Consider the following 16,845-nt stretch of genomic DNA (forward strand, 5'->3'; position numbering starts at 1 on the left):
TATTTACGCCTTGTTCACTGGTTCGCCCATGCGGTTCCAGGCATCGAGGCCAGCGATCTTGTAGGCTTCGGCGAGCGTCGGATAGTTGAAGGTATTTTCGACGAAATACTCGACGGTGCCCTTGAGGTTGAGGACAGCCTGACCGATGTGGACGAGTTCCGTTGCGCCTTCGCCGACGATATGCACCCCGAGCAGGCGACGGGTCTTCAGCGAGAAGATCAGCTTCAGAAGGCCCGAATCGAGGCCCATGATGTGGCCGCGCGAGGTTTCTCGGAAACGGGCGATGCCGCATTCGTAACCGATGCCGCGCTCCTTGACCTCTTCTTCAGTCAAGCCGCAGGTCGAGATTTCCGGAACGGCATAGATGCCGTAGGGGAAGAATTTCGGCGGTTCCTTGGCAATCGCGCCAACGGCGACGCGGGCGGCGACACGGCCTTGTTCCATGGAGGTGGAAGCAAGGCTCGGAAAACCGACGACGTCGCCGGCGGCGTAGATGTTGGGAACCGAAGTCTGAAATGTTTCGGGATTGACCTTCAGACGACCGCGATTGTCGGCTTCTAGGCCAGCTGCTTCGAGGTTGAGCGTGTCGGTTGCCCCCATGCGGCCGGCCGCGAACAGCACCATCTCGCAATGGATGACGCGGCCGCTGTCCAGCTTGATTTCGCATTGGCCGTTAGGCAGGCGCTCGACCTTGTCGGCCTTCTGGCCAAGGTGAAGCTTCATGTTGCGGTCGCGCAGCTGATAGGTGAAGTCTTCGACAATCTCCTTGTCGATAAAATCGAGCATGGTCGCCTTGGGGTCGATCAGCGTGACCTGCGTATCGAGAGCCGAGAAGATGGTTGCGTACTCGATGCCGATGACGCCGGCGCCGATGACCACCATGGAGCGCGGCAGTTCCTCGATATCGAGAAGCTCGTCGCTGTCGATGATCGCCTTGCCATCGAAGGGAATATAATCTGGACGGAAGGGCTTCGTGCCGACGGCAAGCAGGATGCTGGTGCCCTGGACGTGAAGGACTTCGCCGTCATCCTTCACGACCTGAAGGGTCGTCTTGTCCACGAAGCTCGCCTTGCCGCGCATATGCTGGACGCGGTTGCGGGCGAACTGGTGTTCCAGAACCTCGACTTCATGATCGAGCGTGATGATCAGGCGGCGGCGTAGGTCCTCGGCGGAAATCTCCTGCTTGACGCGGTAGGCGCGCCCGTAAAAGCCGCGTTCGCGCCAGCCGGAAAGATTGAGCGCCGTTTCACGCAGGGTCTTGGACGGGATCGTGCCGGTGTGGACGGAGACGCCGCCGACCCGTTTTCCCTGCTCGATGACGAGGACCTTCTTGCCGAGTTTTGCAGCCTGAATGGCAGCGCGACGGCCTGCTGGTCCGCTGCCGACAACCACGAGATCATACTGGTTCATGAGGCGTATCCGATGGTGAGGAGAATCGTTGTGCACTGCGGTAGGCGATATAGTCGTCTATATCGTCAACCTTACAATTTAATAAAGCTTTATGTGTCGTTGATGGGGTTACGAATGCCGGTTTCCGGCAACATGCGGTATGATGAATAAATGTGCCGGGCGTGAGCGGCGCTGGAAGGGGAGGCTCTCATGGTTCGGCAAGAGGGCAAGGAAGGTTTTGTCGCTCCATACGGTTCGAACGACGCCGGTATTGATGCCGCCCGGTTGCGAGGGCCGGAGGCACGGTCGGGCGTCATTGCGGCCGCTGTCTACCAGAACGGCAAGCGCATCTGCGATATCCCGATCAGTGATGCCCACCTCTGGCGTGACAAGGAAAACACGGTCATATGGATCGGCCTGCACGAGCCCGACAGCCTGCTTCTCGACGAGGTAAAGCGGGAATTTGACTTGCATCCACTGGCGATCGAGGATGCCAATCACGCCCATCAGCGCCCCAAGCTCGAAATCTATGGCGAGGCCATGTTCGTCGTGGCGCGCACCGCGCATATGATGGACAGTGAGATCGTCTTTGGCGAAACCCATCTGTTTGTCGGGCGCGGTTATGTCGTCTCGGTGCGCCACGGACCATCCACATCCTACAATCTGGTGCGGCAGCGCTGCGAGGCGTCCCCGACGGCTTTGGCGCACGGCGAAAACTATATCCTCTATTCGATCCTCGATTTTATCGTCGACAACTACATGCCCGTTATCGAGACGATCCAGGAAGAGGTCGAGGAACTTGAAGAACGCGTGCTGCGCGACCGGCTCGACAAGAAAGACGTCGAGCGGCTTTATCTGCTGCGGCGCAGTCTTTTGAGGCTCCGCAATGCCGTGGTGCCGCTGGTCGATGTGTGTCGCAGCCACGAGCACCTCGATCTGCCCGGCATGGACGCGATGCTGCACGCGCTGTTTCGCGATGTGACGGACCATGTACGCCGGGTCCAGGAGGATATCGACAGCCTGCGGGAAGTGCTGGCCTTCACCTTCGAGGCGAGCCTGATGATCGGCCAATCGGAACAGACGGAGATCACCCGCAAGCTTGCGTCCTGGGCTGCTATCCTTGCTGTGCCGACGGCCATCGCGGGCATCTACGGCATGAACTTTGCCGAGATGCCGGAGTTGCAGATGCGCTACGGCTATTTCGTGGTTCTGGCCGTTATCTTCACGATATGTCTGGGCTTGTATCGCTTCTTCAAGAAGGCGCGCTGGATCTGAACTCAGATCAAGCGCAGGCCCTTAAGGCTGACATGGCCGTCGCGGCCGATGATGATGTGATCGTGTACAGTGATCCCCAGCGGCTTTGCGGTATCGATGATCGTCTTGGTCATCTCGATATCGGCGCGCGATGGGGTCGGGTCTCCGGAGGGGTGATTGTGCACAAGGATCAGGGCCGTCGCTGATAGTTCGAGCGCGCGCTTGACGACTTCGCGCGGATAAACCGGCGTGTGGTCGACCGTGCCCGTCTGCTGCACCTCGTCGACGATCAGCGCGTTGCGCTTGTCGAGGAACAGGATGCGGAATTGCTCCCGGGTTTCGTGCGCCATCGCAGCATGGCAGTATTCGATGACCGACGACCATGAGGCCAGGACCTGCTTGCCGCGAAGTTCGCTTTTGAGCGTGCGGTGCGCCACGGCTGCAATCAGTTTCAGGTCGAGCGCTACCGCCTCGCCGATGCCCTTCACCTCCTGCAGCAGCACCGGCGGTGCACCCAAAACTCCGGCGAGCGTTCCGAAACGCTCAAGCAGCGCCTTGGCAATCGGCTTGGTGTCCCGGCGGGGGATGAGCCGGAACAGCAGCAGTTCCAGAATCTCATAATCCGCCAGCGAATTGTCGCCATTGTCCCGGAAGCGGTTGCGCAAACGCTCCCGATGGCCATGGTAATGGGCCGTTTCGCCGGACGAGGCGGCGAGAGCCGGCGCGATTTGCTCCCCGAAAAAGCCCGTCTGTTCCGGTGATTGCGATCTGCTTTTTCCGGGAGGGACGGGAGACTTTTTCATGCAGCGCTCAACGGTGGGAGGCCGGGACGATCAAGACCGCCGGGAGAAAGGGTGAAAACCTCGCAGCCGGTGGCGGTGACGCCAATGCAATGTTCGTACTGGGCGGATAGCGAACGGTCGCGCGTCACGGCTGTCCAGCCGTCGGCCAAGACCTTCACATGCGGGCGCCCGAGATTGATCATCGGCTCGATGGTAAAGATCATGCCTTCGCGCATTTCCGGGCCTTCATTGGCGCGGCCGTAGTGCAGGATATTGGGGGCATCGTGGAACAGACGACCGACGCCGTGGCCGCAGAAATCGCGCACCACCGAGCAGCGCTCGGCTTCGGCATAGGTCTGGATCGCTTCGCCGATCGCCCCGGTGCCGGCGCCGGGCTTTACCGCCGCAATGCCGCGCAGCAGGCATTCGTAGGTGACTTCAAGCAGGCGTTCCGCAGCGCGCTTGATTTCGCCGACGGGATACATGCGACTTGAATCACCATGCCAGCCGTCGAGGATATATGTAACATCGATATTGACCACATCGCCTTCCCGCAGCGGCTTGTCGTTCGGAATACCGTGACAGACAACATGGTTGATCGAGGTACAGGACGATTTGGTATAACCGCGGTAATTCAGCGTGGCGGGCAGCGCGCCGTGGTCCATGCCGAAATCGAACACGAAGCGGTCGATCTCGTCGGTCGTGACGCCCGGCTGCACGCGGCTTGCAAGTTCATCGAGGCAGCGGGCCGTCAGCTGACAGGCGCGCTTGATGCCGGCGAAATCCTCGGGTGTGTAGAGGCGGATAACGCCGGTGTTCTTGTAAGGCGCGGAATCCGCCTCGATGTAGGTAACCATTTTCTAAAGCTTTCAGTTGTCTTTCCCTGATGTCATAAACCGGCCGGGGGCGTTTCGTCCATGGCGATCAGGCTGTCTGCAGCGATTTGCGTGGCTGAAACCCGGCACTTTACGGCGAAGGCCTCGACGCCACGCTGCCGCGCCCGAATGTAGGGGCGCGCATAGTTCGGATCGAGATCGTCACAGATGCGCAGACGGCTGCAATCGGCCCTCTGTACCAGATAGACCATCACGCCGCGATGGCCTTGCTCGACCATATCGCCGAGTTCCTCCAGGTGCTTTGCGCCGCGTGTGGTCGGGCTGTCCGGAAATTCGGCAAGGCCAGCCTCCCGGCTGAAATGCACGTTCTTGACCTCCACATAGCACAGGCGACCGTCCGCAGGATCGGAAAGCAGGAAATCGATCCGCGAGTTCCTGCCGTATCTCTGCTCGCGTTGAAGGAACGGATAATCTGCGAGATCGCCGATCAGCCCGGCGCGGATCGCTTCCTCGGTGAGCCTGTTCGGCAGGCCGGTATTGATGCCGACCGGAGCGCCCGCCACCTCCACCAGTTCCAGCATGTACCGATATTTGCGCGTCGGGCTGTCATGTACGGAAAGCCAGATTCGCGATCCCGGCGTCGTCAGGCCACGCATGGAGCCCGTGTTGGGGCAGAAGCCGGTGATGGCGCGGCCATCTTCGAGCACGGCATCGAACAGGAACCGCTTATAGCGCTGGACGAGCACCGCCGGGACGAGGGGAGGTTCAAAATGCATGTCGATGCCGGGATGCGTGATCAGGCGCGCACGCGCACGTAAGACCCCGGCGCATCCTCGATCGAGTTCAGCGAGCCTCCCGTGCGGCGTGCAGGCACCCGCTCATTGTCGAGGCTTTCGATCCAGGCATGCCAATGCGGCCACCAGGAACCAGGCGTTTCCTTCGCATTCTTCACCCAGTCCTCGAACTCGCCGGCGACTTTGCCTCCGGTCCAGTATTGATACTTTCCCTTGGCCGGCGGATTGACGACGCCGGCGATATGGCCGGAACCGGACATGACATAGGTAACATCGCCGCCGAAGAACTGGCTGCCAACGAAGACGGATTTCGCCGGGGCGATATGGTCTTCCTTGGCGGCAAGATTGTAGATCGGAATTTTGACGTCCGCGAGCGACAGGCGCTTGTCCGCCACCACCATCTCGCCTTTGGTCAGCTTATTTTCCAGGTAACAGTTGCGCAGGTAGAAGGAATGGTTGGCCGCCGGCATACGGGTGGAATCGGAGTTCCAGTAAAGCAGGTCGAACGGCGGCGGCTCCTGGCCCTTCAGGTAGTTGTTGACGAAGTAGGGCCAGATCAGGTCTGAGGCCCGAAGCATGTTGAAGGCTGTCGCCATCTTCGAGCCATCGAGATAGCCCGTTTGCTTCATGCGCTCCTCGAGTTGAGCGATCTGATCCTCGTCGACAAAGACCTTGAGATCGCCCGCATGGGTGAAATCGACCTGCGTCGTGAACAGGGTGGCCGAACGAATGCGGGTATCGCCTTCCTGAGCGTGCAGGGCGAGGGTCGCGGCCAGCAGCGTGCCGCCGACGCAATAACCGATGGCGTTCACATCGACTTCGCCGGTGGCCTTCCTGATCGTGTCGAGCGCGAAACCGACGCCTTCACGGGCGTAGGATTCCCAGTCCTTGGTGGCGTGGCGCTCATCCGGGTTGACCCAGGAGATGACGAAGACCGTGTGGCCTTGCTCGACCGCCCAGCGGATGAAGGATTTTTCCGGATTGAGGTCCAGCACGTAGAACTTGTTGATCCAAGGCGGGCAGATCAGCAAAGGTCGCTTCAGCACCATATCCGTCGTGGCGTCGTATTGAAGTATCTGGCAGACGTCGTTCTGGGCGATGACCTTGCCGGGGCTCATGGCGATATTTTCGCCGATCGCAAACTTGCTTGAGTCGGTCTGCCGCAGTTTCAGGTCGCCCTGACCGGCCATGATGTCCTCGGCCAGCATCTTCATGCCCTTGACGAGATTGGCGCCGCTGGAAGCGACTGTTTCGCGGTAGAGCTGCGGATTGGTTGTGATGAAATTGGCCGGCGACAGCGCGCTCGATATCTGGCGAACGTAAAAGGCGGCCTTGTGCCGTGTGTGAGCATCAAGCCCTTCGGCATCGCTGACCATGCGGTCCGCCCAGTCCGAGGTTACAAAATAGGCCTGGCGCAGGAAGTCGAAGAATGGATTACTGATCCAGTCCGGATCGCTGAAACGCTTGTCGGGGCGAGCGGGCTCTTCGGCAGGGGCGTCCGGATCGCCGGTCATCTTCTGCAGCGTGCGGGTCCACATCGAGAAGAAGCTGCCCATCAACTGGGTTTGTGCTTCCAGCGTACGCTTGGGATCGGAAAGCCAGTATTCCGAAACTTTCGACAGGGTTTTCACCATGTCGACGACGGGATCGGCGATGAAGTCGGCCTTGGCACCTTTCTCGCGCGGAGCAAGCCAGGCGGAGGCGGCCTTACCCAGTTGCTCCACCGTGCGGGCCATGTTGATGGCGAGCGCTTCCGGGTCCTTGACGATGTAAGGCTCGACGGATTTCGGGTCGAAGCCCGGAAACCCTTCACTCTTGCCTTCGGCTTGGCCTGCACTGCCTTTGCCTTCCGCCACCCGGATTCCTCCACAGATGTTTGTTTGTTTTGTCTTTTTACATTCTGCCCGAAAATGATTACAAGTGCCAGCGCGCGGCAATCCTGAGCGATTTTCGCACAGGAGCGTTGCAGGACCAAACGGACGGGGACGATATGAGACATTCGCTCAAGGTGGCGGCACGATTTGGGACGCTTGCGGTGCTGGCCGCATCCACGGCTGTTCTTGCCGCATGCTCCCCGACAAAGCTCGATAATCGCTCGTCATCCTATACCTCGACCATGGCCCGTCCGATCGCCGCCGATGTCTATCCTGTCATTGAGGGCAAGAGGCCGGCTGCAACGGCACAAATGAGCAATGATCAAGCCGCGAGCCTCTCGGCTCGATTGACCGCCCTTTCGGGTGCGCGCAACTCCGGCCAGATCACCGAGGCAGAATACCAGCGCCGTTTGGCAGAGTTGCAGGCGCTTGCTGCCAACCACGGCAGGGATACCCTCAAAGAGATACAGAATTAGCACTTGCGTTTCGCCGAGTTTGGACGCAAAGCCTTGTATGGCCGCGTGGGCCGATTGCACCGCGCGCGATCCCCTGTGCCCTTGATTCGCTGCTCGCGGGACGCGCAAGACGAGGTTTAGAGATGGAAGAGTTTCACAAAGTCCGGCGTCTGCCGCCTTACGTTTTCGAACAGGTCAACCGTTTGAAGGCGAGCGCACGAGCGGGCGGGGCTGATATCATCGACCTCGGCATGGGCAATCCCGACCTTCCGACACCGCAGGCGATCGTCGACAAGTTGTGCGAAGTGGTTCGCGACCCGCGCACCCATCGCTATTCGTCCTCCAAGGGCATTCCCGGCCTTCGCCGCGCCCAGGCTGCCTATTACGCCCGCCGTTTCGGCGTGAAGCTCAATCCCGATACGCAGGTCGTTGCGACGCTGGGTTCGAAGGAAGGCTTCGCCAACATGGCGCAGGCGATCACGGCACCGGGCGACGTGGTTCTCTGCCCCAACCCGACCTATCCGATCCATGCCTTCGGCTTCCTGATGACCGGCGGCGTCATCCGCTCGATCTCGGTCGAGCCCGACGACACCTTCTTCCCGCCGCTCGAGCGGGCGATCCGCCACTCGATCCCGAAGCCGATCGCGCTGATCATCAACTATCCGTCGAACCCGACCGCCCATGTCGCGACGCTCGATTTCTACAAGGAAGTCGTTGCCTTCGCGAAGAAGCACGACATCGTCATCCTGTCGGACCTCGCCTATTCTGAAATCTATTTCGACGACAACAATCCGCCGCCATCGGTCCTTGAAGTGCCGGGCGCCATGGACAACACCGTCGAATTTACCTCGATGTCGAAGACCTTCTCGATGCCCGGCTGGCGCATGGGCTTCGCGGTAGGGAACGAGCGGCTGATCGCGGCTCTGACGCGAGTGAAATCCTACCTCGATTACGGCGCCTTCACGCCGATCCAGGTGGCGGCAACGCATGCACTGAACGGCGACGGATCGGATATCGCGGAAGTGCGCAGCATCTACCGCCGCCGTCGCGACGTTCTGGTCGAAAGTTTCGGCAAGGCTGGCTTCGAAGTGCCGCCACCGGCTGCCACCATGTTTGCCTGGGCGAAAATTCCGGAAAAATTCCGTCATCTCGGCTCGCTGGAGTTCTCCAAGCTGCTCGTCGAGAAGGCGGATATCGCGGTTGCTCCGGGTATCGGCTTCGGTGAACTCGGCGATGACTACGTGCGCATCGCTCTCGTCGAGAACGAGCACCGGATTCGTCAGGCTGCCCGCAATCTCAAGAAGTTCCTTTCGACGGCTGACGATACGCTTCACAATGTCATCTCGTTGAACGCCCGTCGTTAAAGGACGGTAGAACCGTCTTTGAACCCCATGCCCCGTCCGCGCGGACGGGGCGTTCTCTCTATGTTAGGAAGTTGCAATGGCAGATGCCCTTAAAATCGGCATTGCGGGCTTGGGTACGGTTGGTGCCTCGCTCGTTCGTATTCTCCAGGAACGTCACGACGCCCTGGCCACGACGTGCGGACGCGCCATTGAGATTACGGCTGTCAACGCTCGGGACCGCACTCGCAATCGCGGCGTCGATATTGCCGATTATCGCTGGTTCGACGATGCCGTGGCGCTTGCATCCGAAGCCGACATCGATGTTTTCGTGGAACTGATGGGCGGCGCCGGCGATCCGGCCTTTTCCGCGGTCAAGGCGGCATTGTCGCGCGGCGTGCATGTCGTGACCGCCAACAAGGCGTTGCTGGCGGCTCATGGCGTAGAACTTGCTGAAATCGCCGAATCGCACGGCGCGCTCTTGAACTATGAAGCCGCCGTCGCCGGCGGCATCCCGATCATCAAGGCCCTGCGGGAATCGCTGACCGGCAACACCGTGTCGCGCGTCTACGGCATCATGAACGGCACCTGCAACTACATCCTGACCAAGATGGAGAAGGAGGGCCTGTCGTTCGAGGCCTGCCTCAAGGAGGCCCAGCGTCTGGGCTACGCCGAAGCCGATCCGGCCTTCGATATCGAAGGCAACGACACGGCCCACAAGCTTTCGATCCTGACCAGCCTTGCCTTCGGCACGGCGATCGCCGCCGATGACATCTATCTCGAAGGCATCACCAACATCTCGATCGACGACATCCATGCCGCCGCCGATCTCGGTTACCGCATCAAGCTGCTCGGCGTTGCCCAGCGCACCGACAGCGGCATCGAGCAGCGCGTCCATCCGACCATGGTGCCGCTCGATTCGGTGATTGCCCAGGTCGACGGCGTGACCAACGCCGTCGCGATCGAATCCGACATTCTCGGCGAACTGCTGATGGTCGGCCCCGGTGCCGGTGGCAATGCGACAGCATCCGCGGTGCTGGGCGATATCGCCGACATCGCCAAGAGCCGTCCCGGCGCGCAGCATGTCCCGGCCTTTGGCCGTCCGGTGACGGCTTTGCTGCCGTACAGGCAGGCTCAGATCCAGAGCCACGAAGGCGGGTACTTCATCCGCCTCAAGGTCGCCGATCGCACCGGCGTTTTCGCAAGCATCGCCGGTCATATGGCCGAGAACCGCATTTCTCTCGAATCGATCGTGCAGCATTCGAAACATCCGATCGAAGCCGACGAGCCGCAGACGATCATTCTCGTCACCCACGCGACGACCGAGGATTCGGTGCGCAAGGCCGTTGCCGCAATCAAGAGCGAAGGCTACCTCGTCGGCGAGCCGCAGGTCATCCGTATCGAGCGCCCGAAGGCTGGCTGATAGATTGCGTGAGAAGCGGCCCCGCCCGGTAGCGTCCCGGCGGGGCCGCTTTCGTTTGCGGTTTGTCGAATTACGATAAACCCGCTACGAACAGGGCGGTTTCAAAGGTGAACAGATGGACGAACTGCCAGATCCGGTCCCGCGCGCATTTCTGAATGTGGAAGAGTCGGTCAGTGGGCAGCGCTGGATTTCCAGGCTCGATCAGGCCGGGCAGAACCGCGCGCTCGCCATCAGTCAGGTTCACGGCTTTTCCGATCTCTTGGCGCGCGTGCTGGCAGGACGGGGTGTCACCCAGGAAAATGCCGTCACCTTCCTCGATCCGACGATCCGGTCGCTGATGCCTGATCCGGACACGCTGACGGACTGCGCCAAGGCGAGTGAACGGCTTTTAAGGGCAATCGAACGCGGCGAGAAGGTCGCGATCTTTGGCGACTACGATGTCGATGGCGCCGCATCCTCCGCGGTTCTCTACCGCTTTCTCCGCCATTTCGGCATCGACGCGACGATTTACATCCCTGACCGGATTTTCGAGGGCTATGGCCCGAACCCGACGGCGATCAATCAGCTGATCGACAATGGCGCGACGCTGATCGTCACGGTGGATTGCGGCTCCGTCAGCCATGAGTCGCTGGCTGTTGCGCGTGACCGGGGTATCGATGTGGTTGTCATCGACCATCACCAAGTCGGGACGGAGCTGCCGCCCTGTCATGCGCTGGTGAACCCGAACCGGGAAGACGATCTTTCAGGGCAGGGGCATCTCTGTGCCGCAGGTGTCGTGTTTCTCGTCGTCGTCAACACGCTCAGGCGGTTGCGCCAGAGCGGTGATCGCCGCGTCGGCGACTTCGATCCGCTGGCCCTGCTCGATCTCGTTGCGCTGGCGACCATCTGCGACGTCGTTCCGCTCAAGGGCCTAAACCGGGCCTATGTGGTCAAGGGACTGATCGCAGCGCGCCATATGAACAATCCGGGTCTCTCGGCGCTCTTGCGCAAGGCGGCGATCAGCGGGCCGGTAACGGCCTATCATTTCGGCTTTCTGGTCGGCCCCAGAATCAATGCCGGCGGCCGAATCGGCGATGCCGCGCTCGGCAGCCGCCTGCTGACGCTGGAGGATGGCGCCAAAGCGGAAGAAATCGCGACCCAACTCGATATCCTCAATCGCGAGCGGCAGGCCATGGAAGTGGCCATGCTGGCCGAGGCCGAGGCGGAAGCGCTGGCGGAATATGGTACAGGCGAGGGGGCCAGCGTGATCGTCACGGCGCGGGAAAACTGGCATCCTGGTGTTGTCGGATTGCTCGCCTCCCGGCTGAAGGACCGTTTCCGACGACCAGCCTTCGCCATCGCGTTCGATCCCAACGGCAAGGGTACGGGGTCCGGCCGCTCGATCTCCGGGTTCGATCTCGGACGCATGGTCCGAAGTGCGGTCGATGCTGGCATACTCGTGAAGGGCGGCGGTCACGCGATGGCCGCCGGCCTTACCGTGGAGAGATCAAATCTTGGCCGCCTGCGGCATTTCTTCGAAGAAAAAGCGGCGGCGGCCGTCGGCGAGCTTGTCTCATCGGAAACGTTGAAGATCGACGGAGCGTTGGGGGCGTCCGGGGCAACGCTGGAACTGATCGATCAACTGGAGCATGCCGGCCCCTATGGTGCGGGCCATCCCCAGCCGATCTTTGCGCTTCCGGCGCACCGCGTCCGCGATGCGCGACCGGTGGGCGTGAACCATATCCGTGTGACGCTGGAAGGACAGGACGGTTCACGTCTCGAAGGCATCGCGTTTCGGGCGCAGGAGACGCCTCTCGGCGATCTGCTGCTGTCGTCTAGGGGCGTGACGCTCCACGTCGCCGGCACGATCTCTGCCGATCACTGGCAGGGAAACAGGCGCGTGCAATTGCGCATTCTGGATGCGGCAAAGGCATTTTGAGCCGAACCATGGAATGAAGCGCCTTGCGCACTGTCTCGGGAAAAAGCTTCGGTTTAGCTAAGGTGAGTGGCACGCCCTAGGGGAGTCGAACCCCTCTTCCCAGAATGAAAATCTGGTGTCCTAACCGATAGACGAAGGGCGCGTGCGGTGGGCGTCTTATAGGCAGGCAATCACAAAGCCGCAAGCGATAAAATGCGGATTTGCATGAATTTTTTCGGGAAAACGTGCCGGCTTTATCCCTGTCCCAAAGATGGCTGCAAAAAGAGGAATCGGGCCATTACTCTTGTACAAGGGAGACAGAACTTGGCTTTTTGGGGGTAGACAGTGGCACGCCCTAGGGGAGTCGAACCCCTCTTCCCAGAATGAAAATCTGGTGTCCTAACCGATAGACGAAGGGCGCACGCGCTGTATGGGCGCCTTATAGTCAGGAGGCCTCAAAGCCGCAAGCGGCAATTTGCTGTTTCTCGCGCTTTTTCGAGGAAAACTCAGGGACGAAGCAAAGAGATTATGCACGAACGCCCAAAAGCGCTCTGAGGCATCAAAGCGCGTCAAAAATCTGATTTCTGGAGAGGGGACAGTGGCACGCCCTAGGGGAGTCGAACCCCTCTTCCCAGAATGAAAATCTGGTGTCCTAACCGATAGACGAAGGGCGCACGCGCTGTGTGGGCGTCTTATAGTCAGGCGTTTTCATAACCGCAAGCGGCAATTTTCATTTTTCTGTAAAAAATCAAAACAGCTTACGGCTGGTCTTTCCGGGATTTAAAAGCAGGGAAAAACAAAGGCTTATCAGACCTTTCTGGTGCAGCCCCAGTTCCAGTCGCGTCGTTTGCCGACGTCGATATGTACGGATTGGGTATGACAATAGGTACCGACGCCGCCGCGTCCGGGAAGGGCGCGCAGATAGGATGCGAGTTCCCACTTGCTGACGCCGGGCACCTGGATGTCGGCCGCCTCGCAGGTGATGTGTCGCGACATCCGGGCGCCGCCGACAGCGGCATTGTAGGCGACATCGCGATGACCGGAGGTGACGATGACCTTCTGATTGTAGCGCTTTTCGACGGACTTCAGAATGCCCATCAATTCCGGTTTGAAGCAGCCTGTTTCGACCCGGCTCGTTTGTAGCCACAGGCCATTCGGTGCCAGCCGCGCGAGACCCGGAAGGGCCGCCTTCTGGATCGCCGAGCTTTCATCGTCGTGGTTCGGATCCTCGTCTTCAACGGTCGCAAACATCGAGATGGCGCGGTTTTTCGGCAAGGCGGCATAACCAAGCGCGGCAACTTGATCATTGGGCAAATCGGTTTGGGTTGCGGTATTGCGCGCCTTGCGTTTTGCGCTGAAAAGGCCGGCAAGCGAAAGGGCCTCCACGGCCGCAGTCTTGTCCGGCGTTCCCGAAGGCTTGTCCGGCTGTTCGGCAGCGGCCACTTCCGCTTTTGCAATCGGATTGGGGATTTTCGATGCTGCACCTAGCTCATCTTGGGGCAGCGGTGTGGCTTCGTCGGCCGCTGTGCCCTGGCCTTCGGGCAAAGGTTTAAGAGGCAGCGCGCTATCTTGCGGCGCGACGCCGGGGTCCTGTGCCATCTGCCCGGCATTGAACAGACTGTTGGACGAGGCCCCCGCACCGTGCGATTCTGCTTGCGGGCCCGGAACGAGGGCGCGGGCAGGGCGTGTGGCAAAGATGCTGCTCGACGTGGCCTTGAGGCCCGTGCTTTGCAGGACAATCGAGCCGGGCTCGCCCGCCTGATCCTCCGGCATCATAGCCGTTTGCGTAGGATAGCCGACATCCTGCTGGGTACCGTTTACGGCGTGGGCTTGAGGATCGCGGTAAATCTGCGAACCGGCCGCAACCTTGCCGTCTGCATCCGGCACGACAGGAACCTCGACCTCATCGGCAGCGTCATTTTCGCCTGCCGCTTCCGGACTGGATTTGGAAAGGCCGGTGGACACGCAGCTGCTCAGCAGCATGAGCGATGCTAGAAAAGCAGCGCTGCAGCCGAGACGGCGCAAGCGTGCATTCGAAACCTGACCCTGAAACACCGCGAATCTTCCTGTTTTCCTGGCATTGGCCGGCTTCGCGGAAAAGGGCGATCAGATGGTCTGAGGGCGAAGCCGGGCGTTACCTGAAGATATCGCCCGGCCGGATTGCGTGGGGCTTACCAGACGCCGGTATTGCCCATGGACGCCCAAGGCTCCTTCGGCGTGAGGTTCTCGCCCTTTTGCAGGATTTCGATCGAGATGCCTTCCGGCGAGCGAACGAATGCCATGTGGCCGTCCCGCGGCGGACGGTTGATGGTAACGCCGTTGTCCATCAGACGCTGGCAGGTCGCGTAGATATCATCGACTTCATAAGCGAGGTGACCGAAGTTGCGGCCGCCGGTATAGTCTTCCGTATCCCAGTTATAGGTCAGCTCCAGGCAGGGCGACAGAACGTCCTTTGCGTGGTCGAGATCACCCGGGGCCGCAAGGAAGACCAGCGTGAAACGGCCCTTCTCGTTTTCGTAGCGGCGGATCTCGCTCAGGCCGAAGATCGTGCAGTAGAAATGCAGGGCGGCATCGAGATCTTTGACGCGAACCATCGTATGCAGATAACGCATTGTTATATCCTTGTTTTGGCGCAAGGTGGCTATATGTAGCGGACGGACAGCCAGAGGCAAGCCTCGACAACTACGGTGGATTGAAGGCAAAATTCATCGAATCCCTTGCGCAGAGGAGCCGGGTCGATGTTATCTTGCTCTCAAGAATCAGTTAACCGTATTGATGTGAAGCGTAATCGAGGGGCTGGCAGGTAGATGGCGGACAGAATTGCACCTAAGGGCATCATGCCGGGCGATGATTTTGGCGGCGATGCGCTTGACTTGCTCGAGATTACCGGCGTCATAAAATGGTTCGATGTCGCCAAGGGCTTCGGCTTCATCATCCCCGACAACGGCATGCAGGATGTACTGGTTCATGTGACCTGCCTGCGTCGCGATGGCTACCAGACAGTTCTCGAAGGTGCGCGCGTCGTTGCCCTGATCCAGAAACGTGATCGCGGCTACCAGGCTTTCCGTATCCTCTCCATGGATCAGTCGACCGCTGTGCATCCATCGCAGATGCCGCCGGTTAAAACCCATGTGCAGGTGACGCCGACCAGCGGGCTGGAACGTGTCATCGTCAAGTGGTTCAACCGCACTAAGGGTTTCGGCTTCCTGACACGCGGCGACGGCACGGAAGATATTTTCATCCACATGGAAACCTTGCGTCGTTTCGGGCTTACGGAACTTCGTCCAGGCCAGACTGTCCTCGTTCGCTTCGGCGATGGCGACAAGGGCCTCATGGCGGCTGAAATCCATCCGGACGTGCCGGTTCCGACGGGCCGGTCGCACTGATGCTGCGGCTTGCAAAGGCCTGTGCAAGCGCCCTCGTGGCGCTTTTTTTGTACGCTTGCATCTCTGCGAGTGCCGCAGCGGACGTCACTTTCGAGCGGGCTCCTCTGAGCATCGTGACCGCTGATGGCAAGACGCATGCTTTTACGGTTGAGCTGGCGCTCGACAGCGATCAGCGGGCGCAGGGCCTCATGAACCGCCGCGAAATGGCGGCAGATCACGGCATGCTGTTCGATTTCGGCACGACCCGGCGTGTCATGATGTGGATGAAGAACACGTATCTTCCGCTCGATATGCTGTTTGTCCGCGCGGATGGCCGGATTGTCACCATTCATGAGAACGCAGTCCCGCTTTCAGAAGCGATTATTGATTCCCGCGAAGCCATTGACTTCGTGGTGGAACTCAACGCGGGCACGGTGAAACGCCTCGGGCTTGCGGTAGGCGATCGGGTCATCGCAGACCGGATCGGCGGAAAGTAGCCTCTCAGGCTCCGCGTGGTGCAAACAGGATGATCGCTGCCGCCATAAGCGCCAGCGCCGATCCGGACAGGTCCCATCGGTCAGGTTGCTGACCTTCGACAAGCCAGAGCCAAGCCAGCGACGCCGTTATATAGATGCCGCCATAAGCAGCATAGGCGCGCCCGGCTGCCTCGCTGGGCACGAGGGTCAGAAGATAGGCAAAGGCGATCAGCGACAGGACGCCCGGCACCAGCCATGCGACGGATTTTCCCAGCTTAAGCCACGCCCAGAATGCAAAGCAGCCCGCGATCTCGCATATTGCTGCTGCGGTAAAGATCATCGCCGTGGACACATAAGCTGGCATACCATCTCCCAAAATTGCCGCATCCTCTTGGATGGCCACCGACTCGTGCGGTCATGATTTTACGAGCCTGAAAAATATGATGTTTTATCCTGTTACGACAGCGGCAAACGACACATGCCATCCACCGATCGCCGGTCCATCAGGTTTTTCTGATTTCGTGTTCGAGAAGACCACTTGACGCCAGATACATATCCATTATTCTGGATATATGGAAAATATGACCGCAGTCACCGCGCTTGCAGCCCTGGCGCAAACAACCCGACTCGAAACGTTCCGGCTTCTTGTCAGAAACGAACCGGAGGGCGTTCCGGCCGGTGAGTTGGCGCGGTTGCTCGACATCCCTCAAAATACCATGTCGGCGCATCTTGCGACCCTTTCGAGGGCCGGTCTCGTCACCAGCGAGAGGCAAAGCCGTTCGATCATCTATCGCGCCAATCTGGATAACCTGCGTGACCTGACACTTTTTCTGCTCAAGGACTGCTGCGGCGGTTCGGCTGAGCTGTGCGCTCCCTTGATCGCCGAGCTTGCGCCGTGCTGCGCGCCGGCGGAGCGGGCGTCATGCAATTGACCTTAAGTTTCGACGGGGCAGGCTTCAG

General features: G+C 60.0%; 16 protein-coding genes and 3 tRNA genes. 8 read left to right on the top strand and 11 right to left on the bottom strand.

Features of this window, described 5'->3' with window-relative positions:
* Positions 1 to 3 precede the first annotated feature (3 nt).
* The gene (sthA, locus tag BLX89_RS02260) at positions 4 to 1,410 is read right to left on the bottom strand and encodes a Si-specific NAD(P)(+) transhydrogenase (RefSeq protein ID WP_075289006.1); all 1,407 of its coding nucleotides are present in this window, start codon (positions 1,408 to 1,410) and stop codon (positions 4 to 6) included.
* Positions 1,411 to 1,599: 189 nt separating this feature from the next.
* Here sthA and BLX89_RS02265 point away from each other — a divergent pair, with 189 nt between their 5' ends.
* Positions 1,600 to 2,664: a magnesium and cobalt transport protein CorA gene (locus BLX89_RS02265; RefSeq protein WP_083637299.1), complete on the top strand. Its 1,065-nt coding sequence runs from the start codon at positions 1,600 to 1,602 to the stop codon at positions 2,662 to 2,664.
* A gap of 2 nt (positions 2,665 to 2,666) precedes the next feature.
* Here the strand turns inward: BLX89_RS02265 and radC are convergent, their stop codons facing one another.
* Genes radC through phaC form a run of 4 tightly spaced genes read right to left on the bottom strand, consistent with a single transcriptional unit; the run spans position 2,667 to position 6,911 of the window.
* Positions 2,667 to 3,446: a RadC family protein gene (radC, locus tag BLX89_RS02270; protein ID WP_075289007.1), complete on the bottom strand. Its 780-nt coding sequence runs from the start codon at positions 3,444 to 3,446 to the stop codon at positions 2,667 to 2,669.
* Entirely contained in the window at positions 3,443 to 4,282 is an 840-nt protein-coding gene (gene map, locus BLX89_RS02275) for a type I methionyl aminopeptidase (protein WP_075289008.1), read from the bottom strand. Before map ends, radC begins: the two co-directional genes overlap by 4 nt.
* A 32-nt stretch (positions 4,283 to 4,314) precedes the next feature.
* Positions 4,315 to 5,037: a DNA/RNA nuclease SfsA gene (sfsA, locus tag BLX89_RS02280; RefSeq protein WP_075289009.1), complete on the bottom strand. Its 723-nt coding sequence runs from the start codon at positions 5,035 to 5,037 to the stop codon at positions 4,315 to 4,317.
* Between the two features lie 20 nt (positions 5,038 to 5,057).
* Positions 5,058 to 6,911 (bottom strand): poly(3-hydroxyalkanoate) polymerase subunit PhaC, encoded by a 1,854-nt coding sequence (phaC, locus tag BLX89_RS02285; RefSeq protein WP_075289010.1) that lies wholly within the window; start codon positions 6,909 to 6,911, stop codon positions 5,058 to 5,060.
* Positions 6,912 to 7,045: 134 nt separating this feature from the next.
* Between phaC and BLX89_RS02290 the strand changes: the two genes are divergently transcribed.
* From BLX89_RS02290 to recJ, 4 genes are all read left to right on the top strand, one after another.
* Positions 7,046 to 7,405, top strand: a complete 360-nt coding sequence (locus BLX89_RS02290) for a hypothetical protein (protein ID WP_143523424.1) — start codon at positions 7,046 to 7,048, stop codon at positions 7,403 to 7,405.
* A 122-nt stretch (positions 7,406 to 7,527) separates the two neighbouring features.
* The gene (locus tag BLX89_RS02295; RefSeq protein ID WP_075289012.1) at positions 7,528 to 8,748 is read left to right on the top strand and encodes an LL-diaminopimelate aminotransferase; all 1,221 of its coding nucleotides are present in this window, start codon (positions 7,528 to 7,530) and stop codon (positions 8,746 to 8,748) included.
* 76 nt (positions 8,749 to 8,824) lie between these two features.
* The gene (locus tag BLX89_RS02300; protein ID WP_075289013.1) at positions 8,825 to 10,147 is read left to right on the top strand and encodes a homoserine dehydrogenase; all 1,323 of its coding nucleotides are present in this window, start codon (positions 8,825 to 8,827) and stop codon (positions 10,145 to 10,147) included.
* A gap of 115 nt (positions 10,148 to 10,262) precedes the next feature.
* Positions 10,263 to 12,065 (top strand): single-stranded-DNA-specific exonuclease RecJ, encoded by a 1,803-nt coding sequence (gene recJ / locus BLX89_RS02305; RefSeq protein WP_075289014.1) that lies wholly within the window; start codon positions 10,263 to 10,265, stop codon positions 12,063 to 12,065.
* 67 nt (positions 12,066 to 12,132) lie between these two features.
* Here recJ and BLX89_RS02310 read toward each other — a convergent pair.
* The 5 genes from BLX89_RS02310 to BLX89_RS02330 all read right to left on the bottom strand — a co-directional run bounded on the left by BLX89_RS02310 (position 12,133) and on the right by BLX89_RS02330 (position 14,656).
* Positions 12,133 to 12,207, bottom strand: a tRNA-Glu gene (locus BLX89_RS02310).
* A 183-nt stretch (positions 12,208 to 12,390) separates the two neighbouring features.
* Positions 12,391 to 12,465 (bottom strand) — tRNA-Glu (locus BLX89_RS02315).
* A gap of 178 nt (positions 12,466 to 12,643) precedes the next feature.
* Positions 12,644 to 12,718: transfer RNA gene (locus BLX89_RS02320), tRNA-Glu, on the bottom strand.
* A 133-nt stretch (positions 12,719 to 12,851) separates the two neighbouring features.
* Positions 12,852 to 14,099, bottom strand: coding sequence for a D-Ala-D-Ala carboxypeptidase family metallohydrolase (locus BLX89_RS02325; RefSeq protein ID WP_083637300.1), 1,248 nt, complete (start codon positions 14,097 to 14,099; stop codon positions 12,852 to 12,854).
* 116 nt (positions 14,100 to 14,215) lie between these two features.
* The gene (locus tag BLX89_RS02330) at positions 14,216 to 14,656 is read right to left on the bottom strand and encodes a VOC family protein (protein ID WP_075289015.1); all 441 of its coding nucleotides are present in this window, start codon (positions 14,654 to 14,656) and stop codon (positions 14,216 to 14,218) included.
* Between the two features lie 195 nt (positions 14,657 to 14,851).
* Between BLX89_RS02330 and BLX89_RS02335 the strand changes: the two genes are divergently transcribed.
* Together BLX89_RS02335 and BLX89_RS02340 are read left to right on the top strand one after the other, a co-directional pair.
* Entirely contained in the window at positions 14,852 to 15,430 is a 579-nt protein-coding gene (locus tag BLX89_RS02335; protein ID WP_075289016.1) for a cold-shock protein, read from the top strand.
* A complete protein-coding gene (locus tag BLX89_RS02340; protein ID WP_075289017.1) occupies positions 15,430 to 15,906 on the top strand; it encodes a DUF192 domain-containing protein in 477 nt (158 codons plus the stop codon). Before BLX89_RS02335 ends, BLX89_RS02340 begins: the two co-directional genes overlap by 1 nt.
* Before the next feature lie 4 nt (positions 15,907 to 15,910).
* On the opposite strand, the gene BLX89_RS02345 is transcribed toward BLX89_RS02340, so the two are convergent.
* Complete coding sequence (locus BLX89_RS02345; RefSeq protein ID WP_075289018.1) at positions 15,911 to 16,249, bottom strand: YnfA family protein; 339 nt, start codon at positions 16,247 to 16,249, stop codon at positions 15,911 to 15,913.
* Between the two features lie 208 nt (positions 16,250 to 16,457).
* On the opposite strand from BLX89_RS02345, the gene BLX89_RS02350 reads away from it, so the two are divergent.
* On the top strand, positions 16,458 to 16,817 hold the full coding sequence (locus tag BLX89_RS02350) for an ArsR/SmtB family transcription factor (RefSeq protein WP_075289019.1): 360 nt from the start codon (positions 16,458 to 16,460) through the stop codon (positions 16,815 to 16,817).
* Positions 16,818 to 16,845: the final 28 nt, after the last annotated feature.

Origin of the sequence: Pararhizobium arenae (genome assembly GCF_001931685.1) — a bacterium.
In the GTDB taxonomy this organism is placed as follows: domain Bacteria; phylum Pseudomonadota; class Alphaproteobacteria; order Rhizobiales; family Rhizobiaceae; genus Pararhizobium; species Pararhizobium arenae.